The 13,055-nt window shown below is 67.5% G+C and carries 16 protein-coding genes; 13 read left to right on the top strand and 3 right to left on the bottom strand.

Annotated elements, in window-relative coordinates:
• The first annotated feature begins 24 nt into the window (after positions 1–24).
• From AC1RRR_RS21825 to trmB, 12 genes are all read left to right on the top strand, one after another.
• Positions 25–660 carry a DUF1131 family protein gene (locus tag AC1RRR_RS21825; RefSeq protein ID WP_492816018.1) on the top strand — a complete coding sequence of 212 codons (636 nt, stop codon included), beginning with the start codon at positions 25–27 and terminating at the stop codon, positions 658–660.
• A gap of 3 nt (positions 661–663) precedes the next feature.
• Complete coding sequence (tsaB, locus tag AC1RRR_RS21820; RefSeq protein WP_492816016.1) at positions 664–1,299, top strand: tRNA (adenosine(37)-N6)-threonylcarbamoyltransferase complex dimerization subunit type 1 TsaB; 636 nt, start codon at positions 664–666, stop codon at positions 1,297–1,299.
• The gene (rimI, locus tag AC1RRR_RS21815; RefSeq protein WP_492816014.1) at positions 1,296–1,748 is read left to right on the top strand and encodes a ribosomal protein S18-alanine N-acetyltransferase; all 453 of its coding nucleotides are present in this window, start codon (positions 1,296–1,298) and stop codon (positions 1,746–1,748) included. The genes tsaB and rimI overlap by 4 nt, the downstream gene beginning before the upstream one ends.
• Positions 1,749–1,793: 45 nt before the next feature.
• Positions 1,794–2,201: a Fur family transcriptional regulator gene (locus AC1RRR_RS21810; RefSeq protein ID WP_492816012.1), complete on the top strand. Its 408-nt coding sequence runs from the start codon at positions 1,794–1,796 to the stop codon at positions 2,199–2,201.
• A 63-nt stretch (positions 2,202–2,264) separates the two neighbouring features.
• A complete protein-coding gene (gene miaB / locus AC1RRR_RS21805) occupies positions 2,265–3,611 on the top strand; it encodes a tRNA (N6-isopentenyl adenosine(37)-C2)-methylthiotransferase MiaB (protein ID WP_492816010.1) in 1,347 nt (448 codons plus the stop codon).
• On the top strand, positions 3,608–4,552 hold the full coding sequence (locus AC1RRR_RS21800) for a PhoH family protein (protein WP_492816008.1): 945 nt from the start codon (positions 3,608–3,610) through the stop codon (positions 4,550–4,552). The genes miaB and AC1RRR_RS21800 overlap by 4 nt, the downstream gene beginning before the upstream one ends.
• Before the next feature lie 20 nt (positions 4,553–4,572).
• Positions 4,573–5,028: an rRNA maturation RNase YbeY gene (gene ybeY / locus AC1RRR_RS21795; RefSeq protein WP_291878961.1), complete on the top strand. Its 456-nt coding sequence runs from the start codon at positions 4,573–4,575 to the stop codon at positions 5,026–5,028.
• A gap of 8 nt (positions 5,029–5,036) precedes the next feature.
• On the top strand, positions 5,037–5,951 hold the full coding sequence (locus AC1RRR_RS21790) for a hemolysin family protein (RefSeq protein WP_492816006.1): 915 nt from the start codon (positions 5,037–5,039) through the stop codon (positions 5,949–5,951).
• Positions 5,948–7,540, top strand: a complete 1,593-nt coding sequence (gene lnt, locus AC1RRR_RS21785; RefSeq protein WP_492816004.1) for an apolipoprotein N-acyltransferase — start codon at positions 5,948–5,950, stop codon at positions 7,538–7,540. Before AC1RRR_RS21790 ends, lnt begins: the two co-directional genes overlap by 4 nt.
• A gap of 34 nt (positions 7,541–7,574) precedes the next feature.
• On the top strand, positions 7,575–8,006 hold the full coding sequence (locus AC1RRR_RS21780; RefSeq protein ID WP_492816002.1) for a helix-turn-helix domain-containing protein: 432 nt from the start codon (positions 7,575–7,577) through the stop codon (positions 8,004–8,006).
• Between the two features lie 120 nt (positions 8,007–8,126).
• The gene (gene metK, locus AC1RRR_RS21775; protein WP_492816000.1) at positions 8,127–9,350 is read left to right on the top strand and encodes a methionine adenosyltransferase; all 1,224 of its coding nucleotides are present in this window, start codon (positions 8,127–8,129) and stop codon (positions 9,348–9,350) included.
• Positions 9,351–9,442: 92 nt separating this feature from the next.
• Entirely contained in the window at positions 9,443–10,123 is a 681-nt protein-coding gene (gene trmB / locus AC1RRR_RS21770; protein ID WP_492815998.1) for a tRNA (guanosine(46)-N7)-methyltransferase TrmB, read from the top strand.
• Here trmB and AC1RRR_RS21765 read toward each other — a convergent pair.
• Positions 10,113–11,027: a LysR family transcriptional regulator gene (locus tag AC1RRR_RS21765; RefSeq protein ID WP_492815995.1), complete on the bottom strand. Its 915-nt coding sequence runs from the start codon at positions 11,025–11,027 to the stop codon at positions 10,113–10,115. The genes trmB and AC1RRR_RS21765 overlap by 11 nt on opposite strands.
• A gap of 383 nt (positions 11,028–11,410) precedes the next feature.
• On the opposite strand from AC1RRR_RS21765, the gene AC1RRR_RS21760 reads away from it, so the two are divergent.
• Positions 11,411–11,983: a LytTR family DNA-binding domain-containing protein gene (locus AC1RRR_RS21760; RefSeq protein WP_492815993.1), complete on the top strand. Its 573-nt coding sequence runs from the start codon at positions 11,411–11,413 to the stop codon at positions 11,981–11,983.
• Here AC1RRR_RS21760 and AC1RRR_RS21755 read toward each other — a convergent pair.
• Positions 11,970–12,398: a DUF5990 family protein gene (locus AC1RRR_RS21755; protein ID WP_492815991.1), complete on the bottom strand. Its 429-nt coding sequence runs from the start codon at positions 12,396–12,398 to the stop codon at positions 11,970–11,972. The genes AC1RRR_RS21760 and AC1RRR_RS21755 overlap by 14 nt on opposite strands.
• A gap of 9 nt (positions 12,399–12,407) precedes the next feature.
• Positions 12,408–12,941 carry an inorganic diphosphatase gene (gene ppa / locus AC1RRR_RS21750; protein WP_295107376.1) on the bottom strand — a complete coding sequence of 178 codons (534 nt, stop codon included), beginning with the start codon at positions 12,939–12,941 and terminating at the stop codon, positions 12,408–12,410.
• Between the last annotated feature and the right edge of the window lie 114 nt (positions 12,942–13,055).

Here is a 13,055-nt window from a genome sequence, read left to right as displayed (position 1 = left end):
AGGTGTGCGGGCTACAAAGCCCGCATGACCCTCCGCCACACCCTCCTCGCCCTGCCGCTCGTGCTGCTGGCCGCCTGCGGGCCGGCCAAGAAGGACGAGACCCAGGCCGCCGCGCCGCCGGCCGCCGACAAGCCTGTCCAAGTCGCTATCGCGCCCTATGCCGGCGGTCCGCTGAAGGTGACCAAGGACGGCGTTGGCCCGATCAACGGCACGGTCGCCTTCGACCTGGCCACCCTCAAGGTGCTGTTCCCGAAGGCCAAGGTCGAGCAGGCCTTCCTGCACTTCGCCGAAGGCCCGGCCCAGCCGATCATCAACATCGAGCAGGACAACGTCCCGCTGGCCGAGGTCGGTAAAAACGACGAGGGCGAGATCGCCTATGTCCGCGTCAATGCCGGCGACGCGCGCGGTCCCAAGGACGAGCAACTGCTGGCCAAGTGGGCCGATCTTGGCTTCACCGTCGACCAGTGCCGCGCCGGCGAGGGCCGCGAGGTCAACATGACCATCTGCGTGCGCCCCGAGGCCCCGACCGTCGCCTACGTGTTCGGCGTGCCGGGCTATGTCGGCAAGGCCGTGCCGCCCGAGGCGACCCTGAAGGCCAAGGGCCAGCTGAACGAATTCGTCTGGCGTCCGGCCGAAGGCGCCGTCGTCGGCGCCGGCTGATCCATGATCCTGTCGATCGACACCTGCCTCGGCGCCAGCTCGGTCGCCGTGCTCGATGGCGAGCGCGTGCTGGCGACCCGCAGCGAGCCCATGACCCGTGGCCACCAGGAGCGGATCGGGATTATCGCTCGCGAGGCCGCCGCCGAGGCCGGTGTCGCCTTCGCCGACCTGACCCGCATCGGCGTCACGGTCGGTCCGGGCTCGTTCACCGGCCTGCGCGTGGGCCTGGCCTTCGCCAAGGGGCTGGCCACGGCGCTGTCGATCCCCTGCGTGGGCGTCAACACGCTGGAGAGCCTGGCCTACGGGGCCAAGGGTTTCGTCGCCGCCGTGCTCGATGCCCGGATGGACCAGGTCTACATCCAGGTGTTCGCCGATGGCGTCTCGCTGATGGCTCCGGACGCCCTAGGCCTAGGCGAGGCCGCCGCGCGCCTGGCCGAGCTCTATTCGGGCGGCCCGGCGACCCTGGTCGGCTCCGGCGCGCCGTTGCTGGCCGATACGCTGAGCGTCGCGACCGTGTTGACCCCGGCCGCGCCCGATCCTGTCGCCGTCGCTCGCCTGGCCGCCAGGAAGCCCGCGCCTGCCCATTCGCCTCGGCCGCTCTATTTGCGCGCGCCCTACGCCACGCTGCCCGCCGCATGAACCTGCGTCCTGTCGGCTCGGAAGCCGCGTTCGATCTCGCCGACCTGCACGACAAGGCTTTTCCCCGGCCCTGGACGGCGCTGGAGTTCGACGAGCTGCTGAAATCCCCCGGCGCTTTCGCCGTGCTGGGCGAGGCGGGGGAGCCCGCCGAGAGCAAGGGCTTCATCCTCTGCCGTTCGATCGCCGGCGAGGCCGAGATCCTGACCATCGCCGTCGACCCCGCCGCTCGCCGGCGCGGCTGGGGTGCGGCGCTGGTGGAAATCGCCGCCGGGATCGCTTCCGAGACCAAGGCCGAGGCCATGTTCCTGGAGGTCGCGGCCGACAATCTGGCGGCCATCGCCCTCTATCAAGCGACCGGTTTCGCCAAGGTCGGCCTGCGGAAGGGATATTATCCCCATCCCGATGGCCCCAAGGACGCGCTTGTCATGCGCCGGGTGCTTAACACTTAGCGATCGACCGCCTATCTTGCCGGCGACTCAGACGGAGGTTCCGCCGTGGATCGACTCGAAAAAGCCTGTATCGAAAAAGGCATGCGCATGACGGACCAGCGCCGCGTGATCGCGCGCGTGCTGTCGTCTGCCGAGGACCATCCCGACGTCGAAGAGCTGCACCGCCGCGCCCACGCCATCGATCCGCACATCTCGATCGCCACGGTCTACCGCACCGTCCGTCTGTTCGAGGAAAGCGGCATCATTGAGCGCCACGACTTCCGTGACGGCCGCTCGCGCTACGAAGAGACGCCCGACCACCACCACGACCACCTGATCGACATGAAGACCGGCAAGGTGGTCGAGTTCGTGGACGAGGAGATCGAGGCCCTGCAGCACGCCATCGCCCGCAAGCTGGGTTACAAGCTGGTCGACCACCGGCTCGAACTCTACGGCCTGCCGATCGAGGACTAAGCGGGTAGGGGTGTGGCCCTGGCGAACTTGCGCCAAGGGCCGCGTGACCCCATAACCTCGCGCATGAGCGAGACCCCGCAAAAGCGCCTCTATATCAAGACCTACGGCTGTCAGATGAACGTCTATGACAGCGAGCGCATGGCCGATGTCCTGCGTCCGCTGGGCTATGGCGTCGTGGACGATCCCGAAGGCGCGGACCTGGTGGTGCTGAACACCTGCCACATCCGCGAGAAGGCGACCGAGAAGGTCTATTCCGAGCTCGGCTACATCAAGCAGATGAAGGACCGCAAAGCCCAGGACGGCGGTCGCATGACCATCGCCGTGGCTGGCTGCGTGGCCCAGGCTGAGGGCAAGGAGATCATGCATCGCCAGAAGGCGGTCGATCTGGTCGTCGGTCCCCAGGCCTATCACCAGCTGCCCGAGCTGATCGCCCGCGCCCACCGGGCGACCGGCGAACGCCTGGCCGCCGACTTCGCCGCCGACGAGAAGTTCGACGCCCTGCCGGCCGAGCGCCATGTGACCGGGGTCACCGCGTTCCTGACCGTGCAGGAAGGCTGCGACAAGTTCTGCACCTTCTGCGTGGTGCCCTATACGCGCGGCGGCGAGTGGTCGCGGCCGGTGAACGACATCGTCGAGGAAGCCAAGCAACTGGCCGGCAAGGGCGTGCGCGAAGTCACGCTCCTCGGCCAGAACGTCAACGCCTATGACGGCGACGGTTCGACCCTGGCCAAGCTGGTGCGCCAGCTGGCCAAGATCGATGGCCTGGACCGCATCCGCTACACGACCAGCCACCCGCGCGACATGGGCGACGACCTGATCGAGGCCCACGGCGAGCTGCCGGAGCTGATGCCCTACCTCCACCTGCCGGTGCAGGCGGGGTCGGACAAGATCCTCAAGGCCATGAACCGCGACCACACGGCCGAGAGCTATGTGAAGCTGATCGAGAAGATCCGCGCGGCGCGGCCCGACATCGCCATGAGCGGCGACTTCATTGTCGGCTTCCCCGGCGAACGCGACGGTGATTTCGACAAGACCCTGGAGCTGGTCCGCGAGGTTGGCTTCGCCAGCGCCTTCTCGTTCAAATATTCGCGTCGCCCCGGCACGCCGGCCTCGGCCATGCCCGGCCAGGTCGACGAGGCGGTCAAGGCCGAGCGCCTGGACCGTCTGAACCAGCTGCTGGACGACCAGCAGCGGGCCTTCAACGCCAGCCAGGTCGGCAAGGTCATGCCGGTGCTGTTCGAGAAAGCCGGCCGCCACCCTGGCCAGGTCGTGGGTCGCAGCCCATATCTGCAGGCCGTTCATGCCGAAGGCCCTGAAAGCCTGATCGGCACGATCGTGCCTGTCCGTATCGAGAGCGCCGCCAAGATGAGCCTGGGCGGGGTTCTGGAATCTCAACTGGAGACCGCTTGAGCCGTACGCCTGAGTTCCTGCCGCTGTCCGACGACGCCGTCGTCGCCGTTACCGGTCCGTCGGGCCGTCACGCCGCCCTGATCGAGGACGCCTTCAAGGTGTTGATCGAGACCCCCGGCGGCGGCGTCACCATCACCGGCGACGCCCGCGGCCGCACCGGCGCGAAACGGGTGCTGCAGACCCTGGCAGGCCGCGCCGACGCCGGCGAGGAAGTGGTCGAGGCCGATGTCCGCATCGCCATCGGCAACGCTCACGAGACCGGCGGCCAGGCCTCGCCCCGCGCCGTGCGCAAGGGCAATGTCTCGCCCAAGACCAAGAGCCAGGCCGTCTATCTGGAGCGGATGGCCACCCACCCGCTGGTCTTTGGTCTGGGGCCGGCCGGCACCGGCAAGACCTTCCTGGCCGTGGCCCATGGGGCCGGCATGCTGATGCGCGGCGAGGTCGATCGCCTGATCGTTACCCGTCCCGCCGTCGAGGCTGGCGAGAAGCTGGGCTTCCTGCCGGGCGACCTGAACGAGAAGGTCGACCCCTACATGGCCCCGGTCTGGGAAGCCCTGACCGACATCATGGGCGCCGACCAGCTGCGTCGCCGCCGCGAGAAGCTGGAGATCGAGGTCGCCCCGATCGCCTTCATGCGCGGCCGCACGCTGGCGCATGCCTTCGTCATCGTCGACGAGGCCCAGAACTGCTCGCGCCTGCAGATGAAGATGGTCCTGACCCGCATCGGCGAGGGCGCCCGCATGGTCGTCACCGGCGATCCGACCCAGGTCGACCTGATGAACCCGCGGGACTCAGGGCTGGCTCACGCCGTTTCGATCCTCGACGGCGTCGAGGGCGTGGCGGTGTCGCGCTTCACCGCGTCGGACGTGGTGCGCCATCCGCTCGTGGAGCGTATCGTAAAGGCCTATGACGCCGACGCGGCGCAGAGTACTCCCCGCTAGTTATGACCATTACCGTAGACATCGAGATCGAGGACGAGGCCTGGACGACGGCGGAAGCCGAGACCGAGGCCCTGGTCTGGCGCGCCGCCCAGGCCGTGCTGGACGCGCATGAAGACATCGAAGGCCAGGGGATCGTGATCCTGCTGACCGACGACGACAGCGTCCAGGCCCTCAATCGCGACTTCCGCCAGAAGGACAAGCCGACCAACGTCCTGTCCTTCCCTTCGCCGCCGAACCCCGAGGGCCAGATCGGCGATATCGCCCTGGCCTATGGCGTCTGCGCCCGGGAAGCGGCCGAGCAAGGCAAGCCTCTGGGCCACCACCTGCAACATCTGGTGGCGCATGGCGTGCTTCATCTCCTAGGATACGACCACGAGGGCGACGACGAGGCGGAAGCCATGGAGGCGCTCGAACGCGAAATCCTGGCGGGTCTGGACGTTCCAGATCCCTATGCCGGCGATGAAGAGGGGCGCTGACACGGGCCATGCCCAGCGACGAGCCTAGTCAACAGCCCGCCGTTCCGGTTCGACGAAGCCGGGGCGTGCGGGCGTTTTTCCGGCGTATGCGCCGGCAGCTGACCGGCGGCGGCGAGTCCGTTCGGCCGTCCGAGGCGCCGCCCGCGACCGGCGCGGTCGACATGGTCGATCAGGCCGAGGCCTTCCAGACCCTACGGGTCGCCGACGTGATGACCCCCCGCGCCGACATCGTGTCCGTCGAGCTTTCCGCGCCATTCGAGGCGGTAGTGGCCCAGTTCACCGAGGCCGAACACTCGCGGATGCCGATCTATCGCGAGACGCTGGACGACCCGGTGGGGGTGGTCCACGTCAAGGACATCTTCCGCCTGTTGTCGGACGAGGCCAAGCGCCCCGCGCCCGGCGACATCGTGCTGCACAAGCTGCGCCGCGACGCCCTGTACGTGCCGGCGTCGATGAAGGCCGCCGACCTGCTGCTGCGCATGCGCACCAGCCGGATCCACATGGCCCTGGTCATCGACGAGTTCGGCGGCACCGACGGCCTGGTTTCGATGGAAGACCTGATCGAGGCGGTGGTCGGCGAGATCGACGACGAGCACGATGACGCCGCCGCCGTGGCCATCGTCGCCCGTCCCGGCGGGATCTTCGAGGCCGAGGCCCGCGCGCCGCTGGAAGAGCTGGAGGCGGCCGTCGGCCGCAGCCTGGCCCCTTCCGACATGGAAGAGGACATCGACACCGTCGCCGGCCTGGTCGTGGCCCTGGCCGGCCGCGTGCCGCAGCGGGGCGAGGTGATCACCCACCCCGACGGCTACGAGTTCGAGGTGGTCGAGGCCGATCCGCGCCGGGTGCGCCGGGTGCGCATGCGTGGCGGTCCGTCGCGGGACGCCGCGCGCGAGCCCGCGACCGAGGACGTCGCGGCTTCGTGACCACCTGGGCCAGCTTCCGTGCGAAGGCCTGGAGCGGGCCGCTGCTGGCGTTGCTGGCCGGCCTGGCCGCCGCCTTGGCCCATCCGCCGTTCGGCGTATTGCCGGGCCTGCTGGGATATGCGGGCCTGCTTTACCTGCTCGACGACGCCCATGCCGAGAAGCCTCTGCGCTCGGCCTTCTGGCGCGGCTGGCTGGCGGGTGTCGGCTATTTCACCTTAAGCACCTGGTGGATCGCCGAGGCCTTCATGGTCGACGCGGCCAACCAGGGCTGGATGGCCCCGTTCGCGGTGGCGGCCATGGCCTCGGGCCTGGCGTTGTTCTGGGGTCTGGCGGGTCTCGTCTATCGCCTGATCCGTCCGGCCAATGCCTGGCGGGTCCTGACCTTCGCCGCCGCCTTTGGCGCGCTGGAGTGGTTGCGCGGTCATGTGCTGACCGGCTTTCCGTGGAATTTGCCGGGTGAGACCTGGCGGGCGGGCTCGTGGCCGTCGCAATTCGCGGCGGTGGTCGGCGCTTACGGCCTGACCTGGATCACCCTGGCCATCGCCGCCGCGCCGGCAGTCTGGCGCGAGGGGCGGGCGGGGAGGATCGCCCTGGGTTCGGCGGTCGCTGGGCTTGTGGCCCTCTATGGCTACGGCGCCGTTGCGGTCTCTCGGCCGCTGGTCCCGGAAGCGCCGGTCACGGTGCGCATCGTCCAGGCCGACATTCAGCAGGACGCCAAGTGGGACGCCGCCCGTTTCGCCCAGATCGTCCAGGCTTACGTGTCTCTGACCGCCAAGCCTTATGCCGGCAAGCCCGCCGACCTGGTGGTCTGGCCCGAGGGCGCCCTGCCGGCGGCGATCAACGACTACATGGCCCCCGGGACCTGGGTGCGGCAGGCGATCCTGGACAGCCTCCAGCCGGGCCAGACCCTGCTGATCGGCGGCTATCGCTACGAGGGTTCGGTCCAGAGCCCGGTCTATTACAACAGCCTGATCGCCCTGAAGCGCACGGCGACCGATCTCGAGGTCGTGGGCGTCTATGACAAGCACCGCTTGGTGCCGTTCGGCGAGTACCTGCCGGCCGAAAAGTTCCTGACCGCCATCGGCTTCAAGAGCCTGGCCCATCTTGGGGACGGTTTCGCCACCGGCCCGCGCCCCGTCCCGCTGAAGGTCGGCGACGGCCTGCTGACCCAGCCGCTGATCTGCTACGAGAGCCTGTTTCCGGGCCTGGCCAAGGCCGATCCGAACGTCCGAGTTCTGATCAATGTCTCGAACGACGCCTGGTTCGGCGTCACCTCCGGCCCCTTGCAGCACCTGAACTTGGCGAGCTACCGGGCCATCGAAAGCGCCAAGCCGATCCTGCGGGCGACGCCCACGGGAGTCAGCGCTGTCATCGACGCCCACGGTCGAATCATCTCGGGAACGCGCTTGGATCTAGGCAAAAGTGGAGTGATCGACTCCGCTATACCAGGTAAGGGTGGCGTTACACCCTTCGACAACTTCGGTGATTCCGCGTTTTTCGCACTTCTACTGATATCTGCGGTTGCGTCAGCTCGCCGACCGAGGGGTAAGTCCTTTTCTTCTATTGCACGCGTGCAAGACTTAGGCTGAATTAAAACCGCAATTTCAGCTATCAAGCGTAGGCATGAGCGAGTCGTCCGACGCCGAGCGTCACCCCAATCCCGTTGACCTGCATGTGGGCGCCCGTATCCGCATGCGCCGCAAGATTCTGGGCGTCAGCCAGGAACGCCTGGCCGAAGACCTGGGGCTGACCTTCCAGCAGATCCAGAAATACGAGCGCGGGGCTAACCGGGTCAGCGCCAGCAAGCTGTACGAGATCGCCAAGAGCCTGCAGTCGTCGGTCGGCTACTTCTTCGAAGGCCTGGCCGATCCGACCGCCGACGGCGTGGCCGAGACCGGCGAGCCGTTCGTGCACGACTTCCTGATGACCTCGGAAGGCCTGGAACTGGCCGCCCTGTTCCCGAAGATCAGCCGCGCCAAGGTGCGTCGCCGCATCTTGGAGCTGGTCCGCTCGATGGCCGAGGAAGAGGCCAACGCCGGCGCCGACGAGGACTAAAGGCGGTCACAGGTTCTCTCGCCTTGCTCGCATAAACATATCTTTATATGGTTCCCGTCTAACTGGACGCCGAAGCGGGCGTAAGCTCGCACGCGCGCATCCTCAAGGCGGAGCCGTCTCTTGAACCGTTCGTCCTACATCTTCACCAGCGAGAGCGTCTCCGAGGGCCATCCCGACAAGGTCGCCGATCGTATCAGCGACACCGTCGTCGACGCCTTCCTGACTGCCGATCCCGAGGCGCGCGTCGCCTGCGAGACCCTGGTCACCACCAACCGCATCGTGCTGGCCGGTGAAGTCCGCGCCGGCAAGCCGGATGGCGACAAGAAAGCCAACAAGCAGCTGACCAAGGACATCCTGGCCTCGCTCGAACCCAAGGTTCGCGCGGCGATCAAGGACATCGGCTACGAGCAGAAGGGCTTCCACTGGCAGAAGGCGAAGTTCGCCAACTACCTGCACGGCCAGTCGGCGCACATCGCCCAGGGCGTGGACGCCACCGAGAAGAAGGACGAAGGCGCCGGCGACCAGGGCATCATGTTCGGCTACGCCAGCACCGAGACCCCGGAGCTGATGCCGGCCACCCTGCAGTACAGCCACAACGTGCTGAAGCGCCTGGCCGAGCTGCGTCACAGCGGCGAGCTGTCGGAGCTGGAGCCGGACGCCAAGAGCCAGGTGACCCTGGAATATGACGGCAACGGCCGCCCGACGCGCGTCGTGTCGATCGTCGTGAGCCACCAGCACGCCAAGAAGATCGACGGCAAGGCCGCGACCTCCAAGCGCGTGCTGGACCTGATCAAGCCGCACATTCTGCCGATCTTCCCGGACGGCCTGATCACCAAGAAGACCCAGTGGCTGGTCAACCCGACCGGTCGCTTCGAGATCGGTGGTCCGGACGGCGACGCCGGCGTGACCGGCCGCAAGATCATCGTCGACACCTACGGCGGCGCGGCCCCGCACGGCGGCGGCGCGTTCTCGGGCAAGGATCCGACCAAGGTCGACCGCTCGGCCGCCTATGCCTGCCGCTACCTGGCCAAGAACGTCGTGGCCTCGGGCCTGGCCGATCGTTGCACCATCCAGATCGCCTATGCGATCGGCGTGGCCCAGCCGGTCTCGTTCCACGTCGACCTGCACGGCACCGGCAAGGTCGATCCGGCTGTGCTGGAAAAGATCCTGCCGCAGCTGATCGGCGGCGCCACCCCGCGCGCGATCCGCGAGCACCTGCAGCTGAACCGCCCGATCTACGCCCGCACCGCCGCCTACGGCCACTTCGGCCGCACGCCGGACAACGAAGGCGGCTTCTCGTGGGAGAAGACCGACCTGGTCGGCGAACTGAAGGGCCTGGCGTAAGCCTTAACCTTCGATCTTTTGGAAGCGGGCTCCGATCCTCACGGGTCGGAGCCCGTTTTCATTTCGTCCTCAACGCTCTAAGACGCCCGCCCATGACCAATCCGACCCAACCCCATGGCCCGCTGCGCTCGTTCGGCCGCATCAAGGCGCGCCCGGTGAAGCCGCGCCAGCAGGCCCTGCTCGACACCCTGCTGCCCGAGATCGCCGTGCCGCAGGGCCCGTTCCAGCCGCTGGACCTGATGCCGGACGCCAAGGCCGTGTGGCTGGAGATCGGCTTCGGCGGCGGCGAGCACATGGCCACGCAAGCCAGCCGCCACCCCGAGACCCTGGTGATCGGCGCCGAGCCGTTCGTGAACGGTGTGGCCAGCGCCGTGCGTCACGTCGAGGAGCAGGCCCTCAAGAACGTCCGCGTCCATGAGGGTGACGCCCGCGATGTCGTCGACTGGTTGCCCGACGCCTGCCTGGACCGGGTGTTCATCATGTTCCCCGACCCCTGGCACAAGGCCCGCCACAACAAGCGCCGCCTGATCCAGCCGGAGTTCGTCGCCCGCCTGGCCCGCGTGATGAAGCCGGGCGCGGCCCTGCGCTTCGCCACCGACTGGGCCGACTACGGCGAGTGGACGACCGAGCGGGTCCTGGCCGATCCGAACTTCCGCTTTGCGCAGGCTGACGCGGACCGCAACGCCATCCCGGCCGACCACGTCACCACCCGCTACGAGGAAAAGAAGCTGGGCGACTGCGCGCCGGTGTTCCTGGACTTCGTCAGGCGCTAGGCGCCGAATAGTCCGGAGATTGGCGCGCCGCGGCCGCCACCTGCGGGATGATGAAATCCATGAACGCCCGGATGCGCGGCGTGTGGCGTAGTTCGGCCGTGGTCATCAGCCAGACGGCCGGTTCGCCGGGCAGGGGGATGTGCTGGCAGCGCCGCAACTCGGGGTGCCGGCTTCCCAGGCCGTCGGGCAAGGCCGCGAGGCCCAGGCCCGCGAGCACCGCGTTCAGCACGTTGTGCAGTGAGCTGCAACGGATGGCGACGGTCCCGGACGGTCCGGCCTTTTCGCGCAGCCAGATCATGGGCGGCAGGGTCGCCATCGGGCCTTCGCTGTCGATGAACGGATGCGCCGGCAGTTGATCCTGGCGGGTCGGGACGCCGTGGGTCTCCGCGTAGTCGAGGGTGCAGTAGACGCCCCAGGTCTCGTCGCGGATCTTGCGGGCGATCAGGTTCGAGGGCTCCAGATTGAATGACGCCCGGATGGCGATGTCGGCCTCGCCCTTCTCCAGATCGAGGAAGGCGTCGGTCAGGACCAGTTCGACCTGGATCTCTGGATAAAGCCGGCGGAACTCGCCCATGGCCGGGATCACGCCGATCGTGGCCATCAGCTCCGAACAGGTCAGTCGGACCGCGCCAGAGAGGCCGCGACGATGCGCGCTCAAGCGATGCTCGCAAGCCGCCATCGCCTTCTCCGCCGCCTCGGCGTGGGCCAGGAGGTCGGCGCCGGCTTCGGTCAAGGCCGCGCCGTTGCGATCACGATCGAACAGCCGCACGCCGCAGGCGGCCTCCAGGGCGTCCAGCCGTCGGGCCACGGTCGACTGGTTCACGCGCAGGCGCTTGGACGCGCCAAGGGTGCTGCCGGCCCTTGCGGTCGCCAGGAAGTGCCGAAGGTCGTTCCAGTCGAACATCCGGTGACTATGCGTTTGTGCATAGCCGTGTTGCAAGAACGCTGATTGCTGGAATGGGGGCGAAGGCGCTAGTCAGGCTGCAACTCAAGCATCCTAAAAAAGCGAATTCGATCAATGCCTTTCTAGCGCGCCCCGGCCGTCGACCGAGCGCGCATTAAAAACAAGACATATTATGTGCCAGATTTAATTTGACACATTTTGTGCCAAACAGCATTCAACGAACCATCGGGGGATCGAGAAGGATGACGCCGGACGCGCCATGATCGGCGTTTCATCAGGCAATCATCGGCTCGACATCCTGTCCATCAGCGGGAGCTGCGGCGATGTCTGCGGCTCCAACAACCACCGTCGGCGCCCTGAGGCGGACGCCGTGAGGAGAGCCCATGTCTGCCGCGCCTTTGATCAACCGGGCCATCGCCCACGACCCGTGGGATCCCGCCTACCGGGACCTGCGCCAGGCGCTGTCGCGCCTGATGACGGGGCTGGGCCTGACGGGTCTGGCCGAGCAGGGCGGCGTGGCCATCCTGCTGGCCGATCCGCGCGCGCCGATGATCCTGACCATGAGCGCTCAGGCCCCGGCGCTCGAGCCCGAGCCCAGCGAGGAGCTTGAAGGCCTTTGGGTGCCCGGCCGTCATGGCCAGGTGCGGGTGGCGATCAGCGAGATCGACTGGATCGAGGCGGCCAAGGACTATGTCCTGCTGCACACGGCCACGCGCCGGCACATCCACCGCATCACCATGAACACACTGGAGCAGCAGCTGAACCCGCGCCGGATGATGCGGGTGCACCGCTCGGCCTTCGTCAATCCAGAGCGGGTCAAGGCGGTCAATCGCGCCGGACGGGGGCTGATCTCGCTGGTGCTGCGCGACGGCGTCGCGGTGCCGGTGGGGCCCAGCTATGTCGGGGCGGTGCAGGAGCGTTTGAGCCTGCGTGGCCCGGCGCTTATGGCGGCGTGACGCGGGTCCATCCGCTCAGCAGCGGCACGGTCGCGCAGGCCGGCCCGCCGTCCTTGGCGCGGCCGGCGATGGTCGCCGTCAGCACCTCGCCGCCGGCCAGATCAGCCGGCAGGTCGTGCAGATAGATCTTGATGCGCCGCGACCACACGGTGTGGCCGTCGCCCGCCTGCCCGCCCGAGGCGATGTAGACGAACCGTCCCCGGCTGTCGTTGCGCACGAAGCCGCCGCCGGGACGCAGGCCCTGCGGTGTCGGGGTCAGGGTGATCGGAATGTCAAAGGAGAGGTCGCCGCCTTCCTTTTCCGGAGGGGAACGCACCGGATCGACCGGATGGTTCTTGGCGTCCTGCTTGGAAAAGACCACGCCGGGCGGCGGGTCGGCCAGGATGATCCGCAAGGTGAGATCGATCCTGGCCATGAGCTCTACCTAGTAGGTCTCGTTGTAGCGCTTGATCGCCGCGCGGATGACGTCGGCGGTCTCTTCGATGTCGGCCCAGCCGGTGATCTTGGTCGACTTGCCCTTTTCCAGATCCTTGTAGTGCTGGAAGAAGTGGGCGATCTGCTCGGTCAGGATGGTCGGCAGGTCACGCCAGCTGGACACGCCGGTGTAGAACGGGTGCAGCTTGTCGACCGGCACGGCCAGGATCTTTTCGTCCGAGCCGGCTTCGTCGACCATCATCAGGGTGCCGATCGGGCGGCAGCGGATGATCGCGCCCGGCACCACCGGGGTCGGACCCACGACCATGATGTCGGCCGGGTCGCCGTCGTCGGCCAGCGTGTGCGGGATGAAGCCGTAGTTGGCCGGATAGAACATGGCCGTATGCAGGAAGCGGTCGACCATCAGGGCGCCGCTTTCCTTGTCGATCTCGTACTTCACCGGCTCGCCGCCCTGCGGGATCTCGATGATGGCGTTGAGGTCGTAAGGCGGGTTGGCCCCGGTCGGAATCTTGGAGAGGTCCATTGTGACTCTTCGTCTTATGAGGACCGCGGGGAGGCGGCCTGCGCGGGCTGGCTTATAGAGCGTGATAGCCAAAAGTGTGAGCGGTTTTGGCGGCCATCACGCTCTAATTCTTAG

This window comes from Caulobacter sp. GW821-FHT12D05, assembly GCF_058807295.1.
This window is presented reverse-complemented; position numbering and strand designations above follow the sequence as displayed.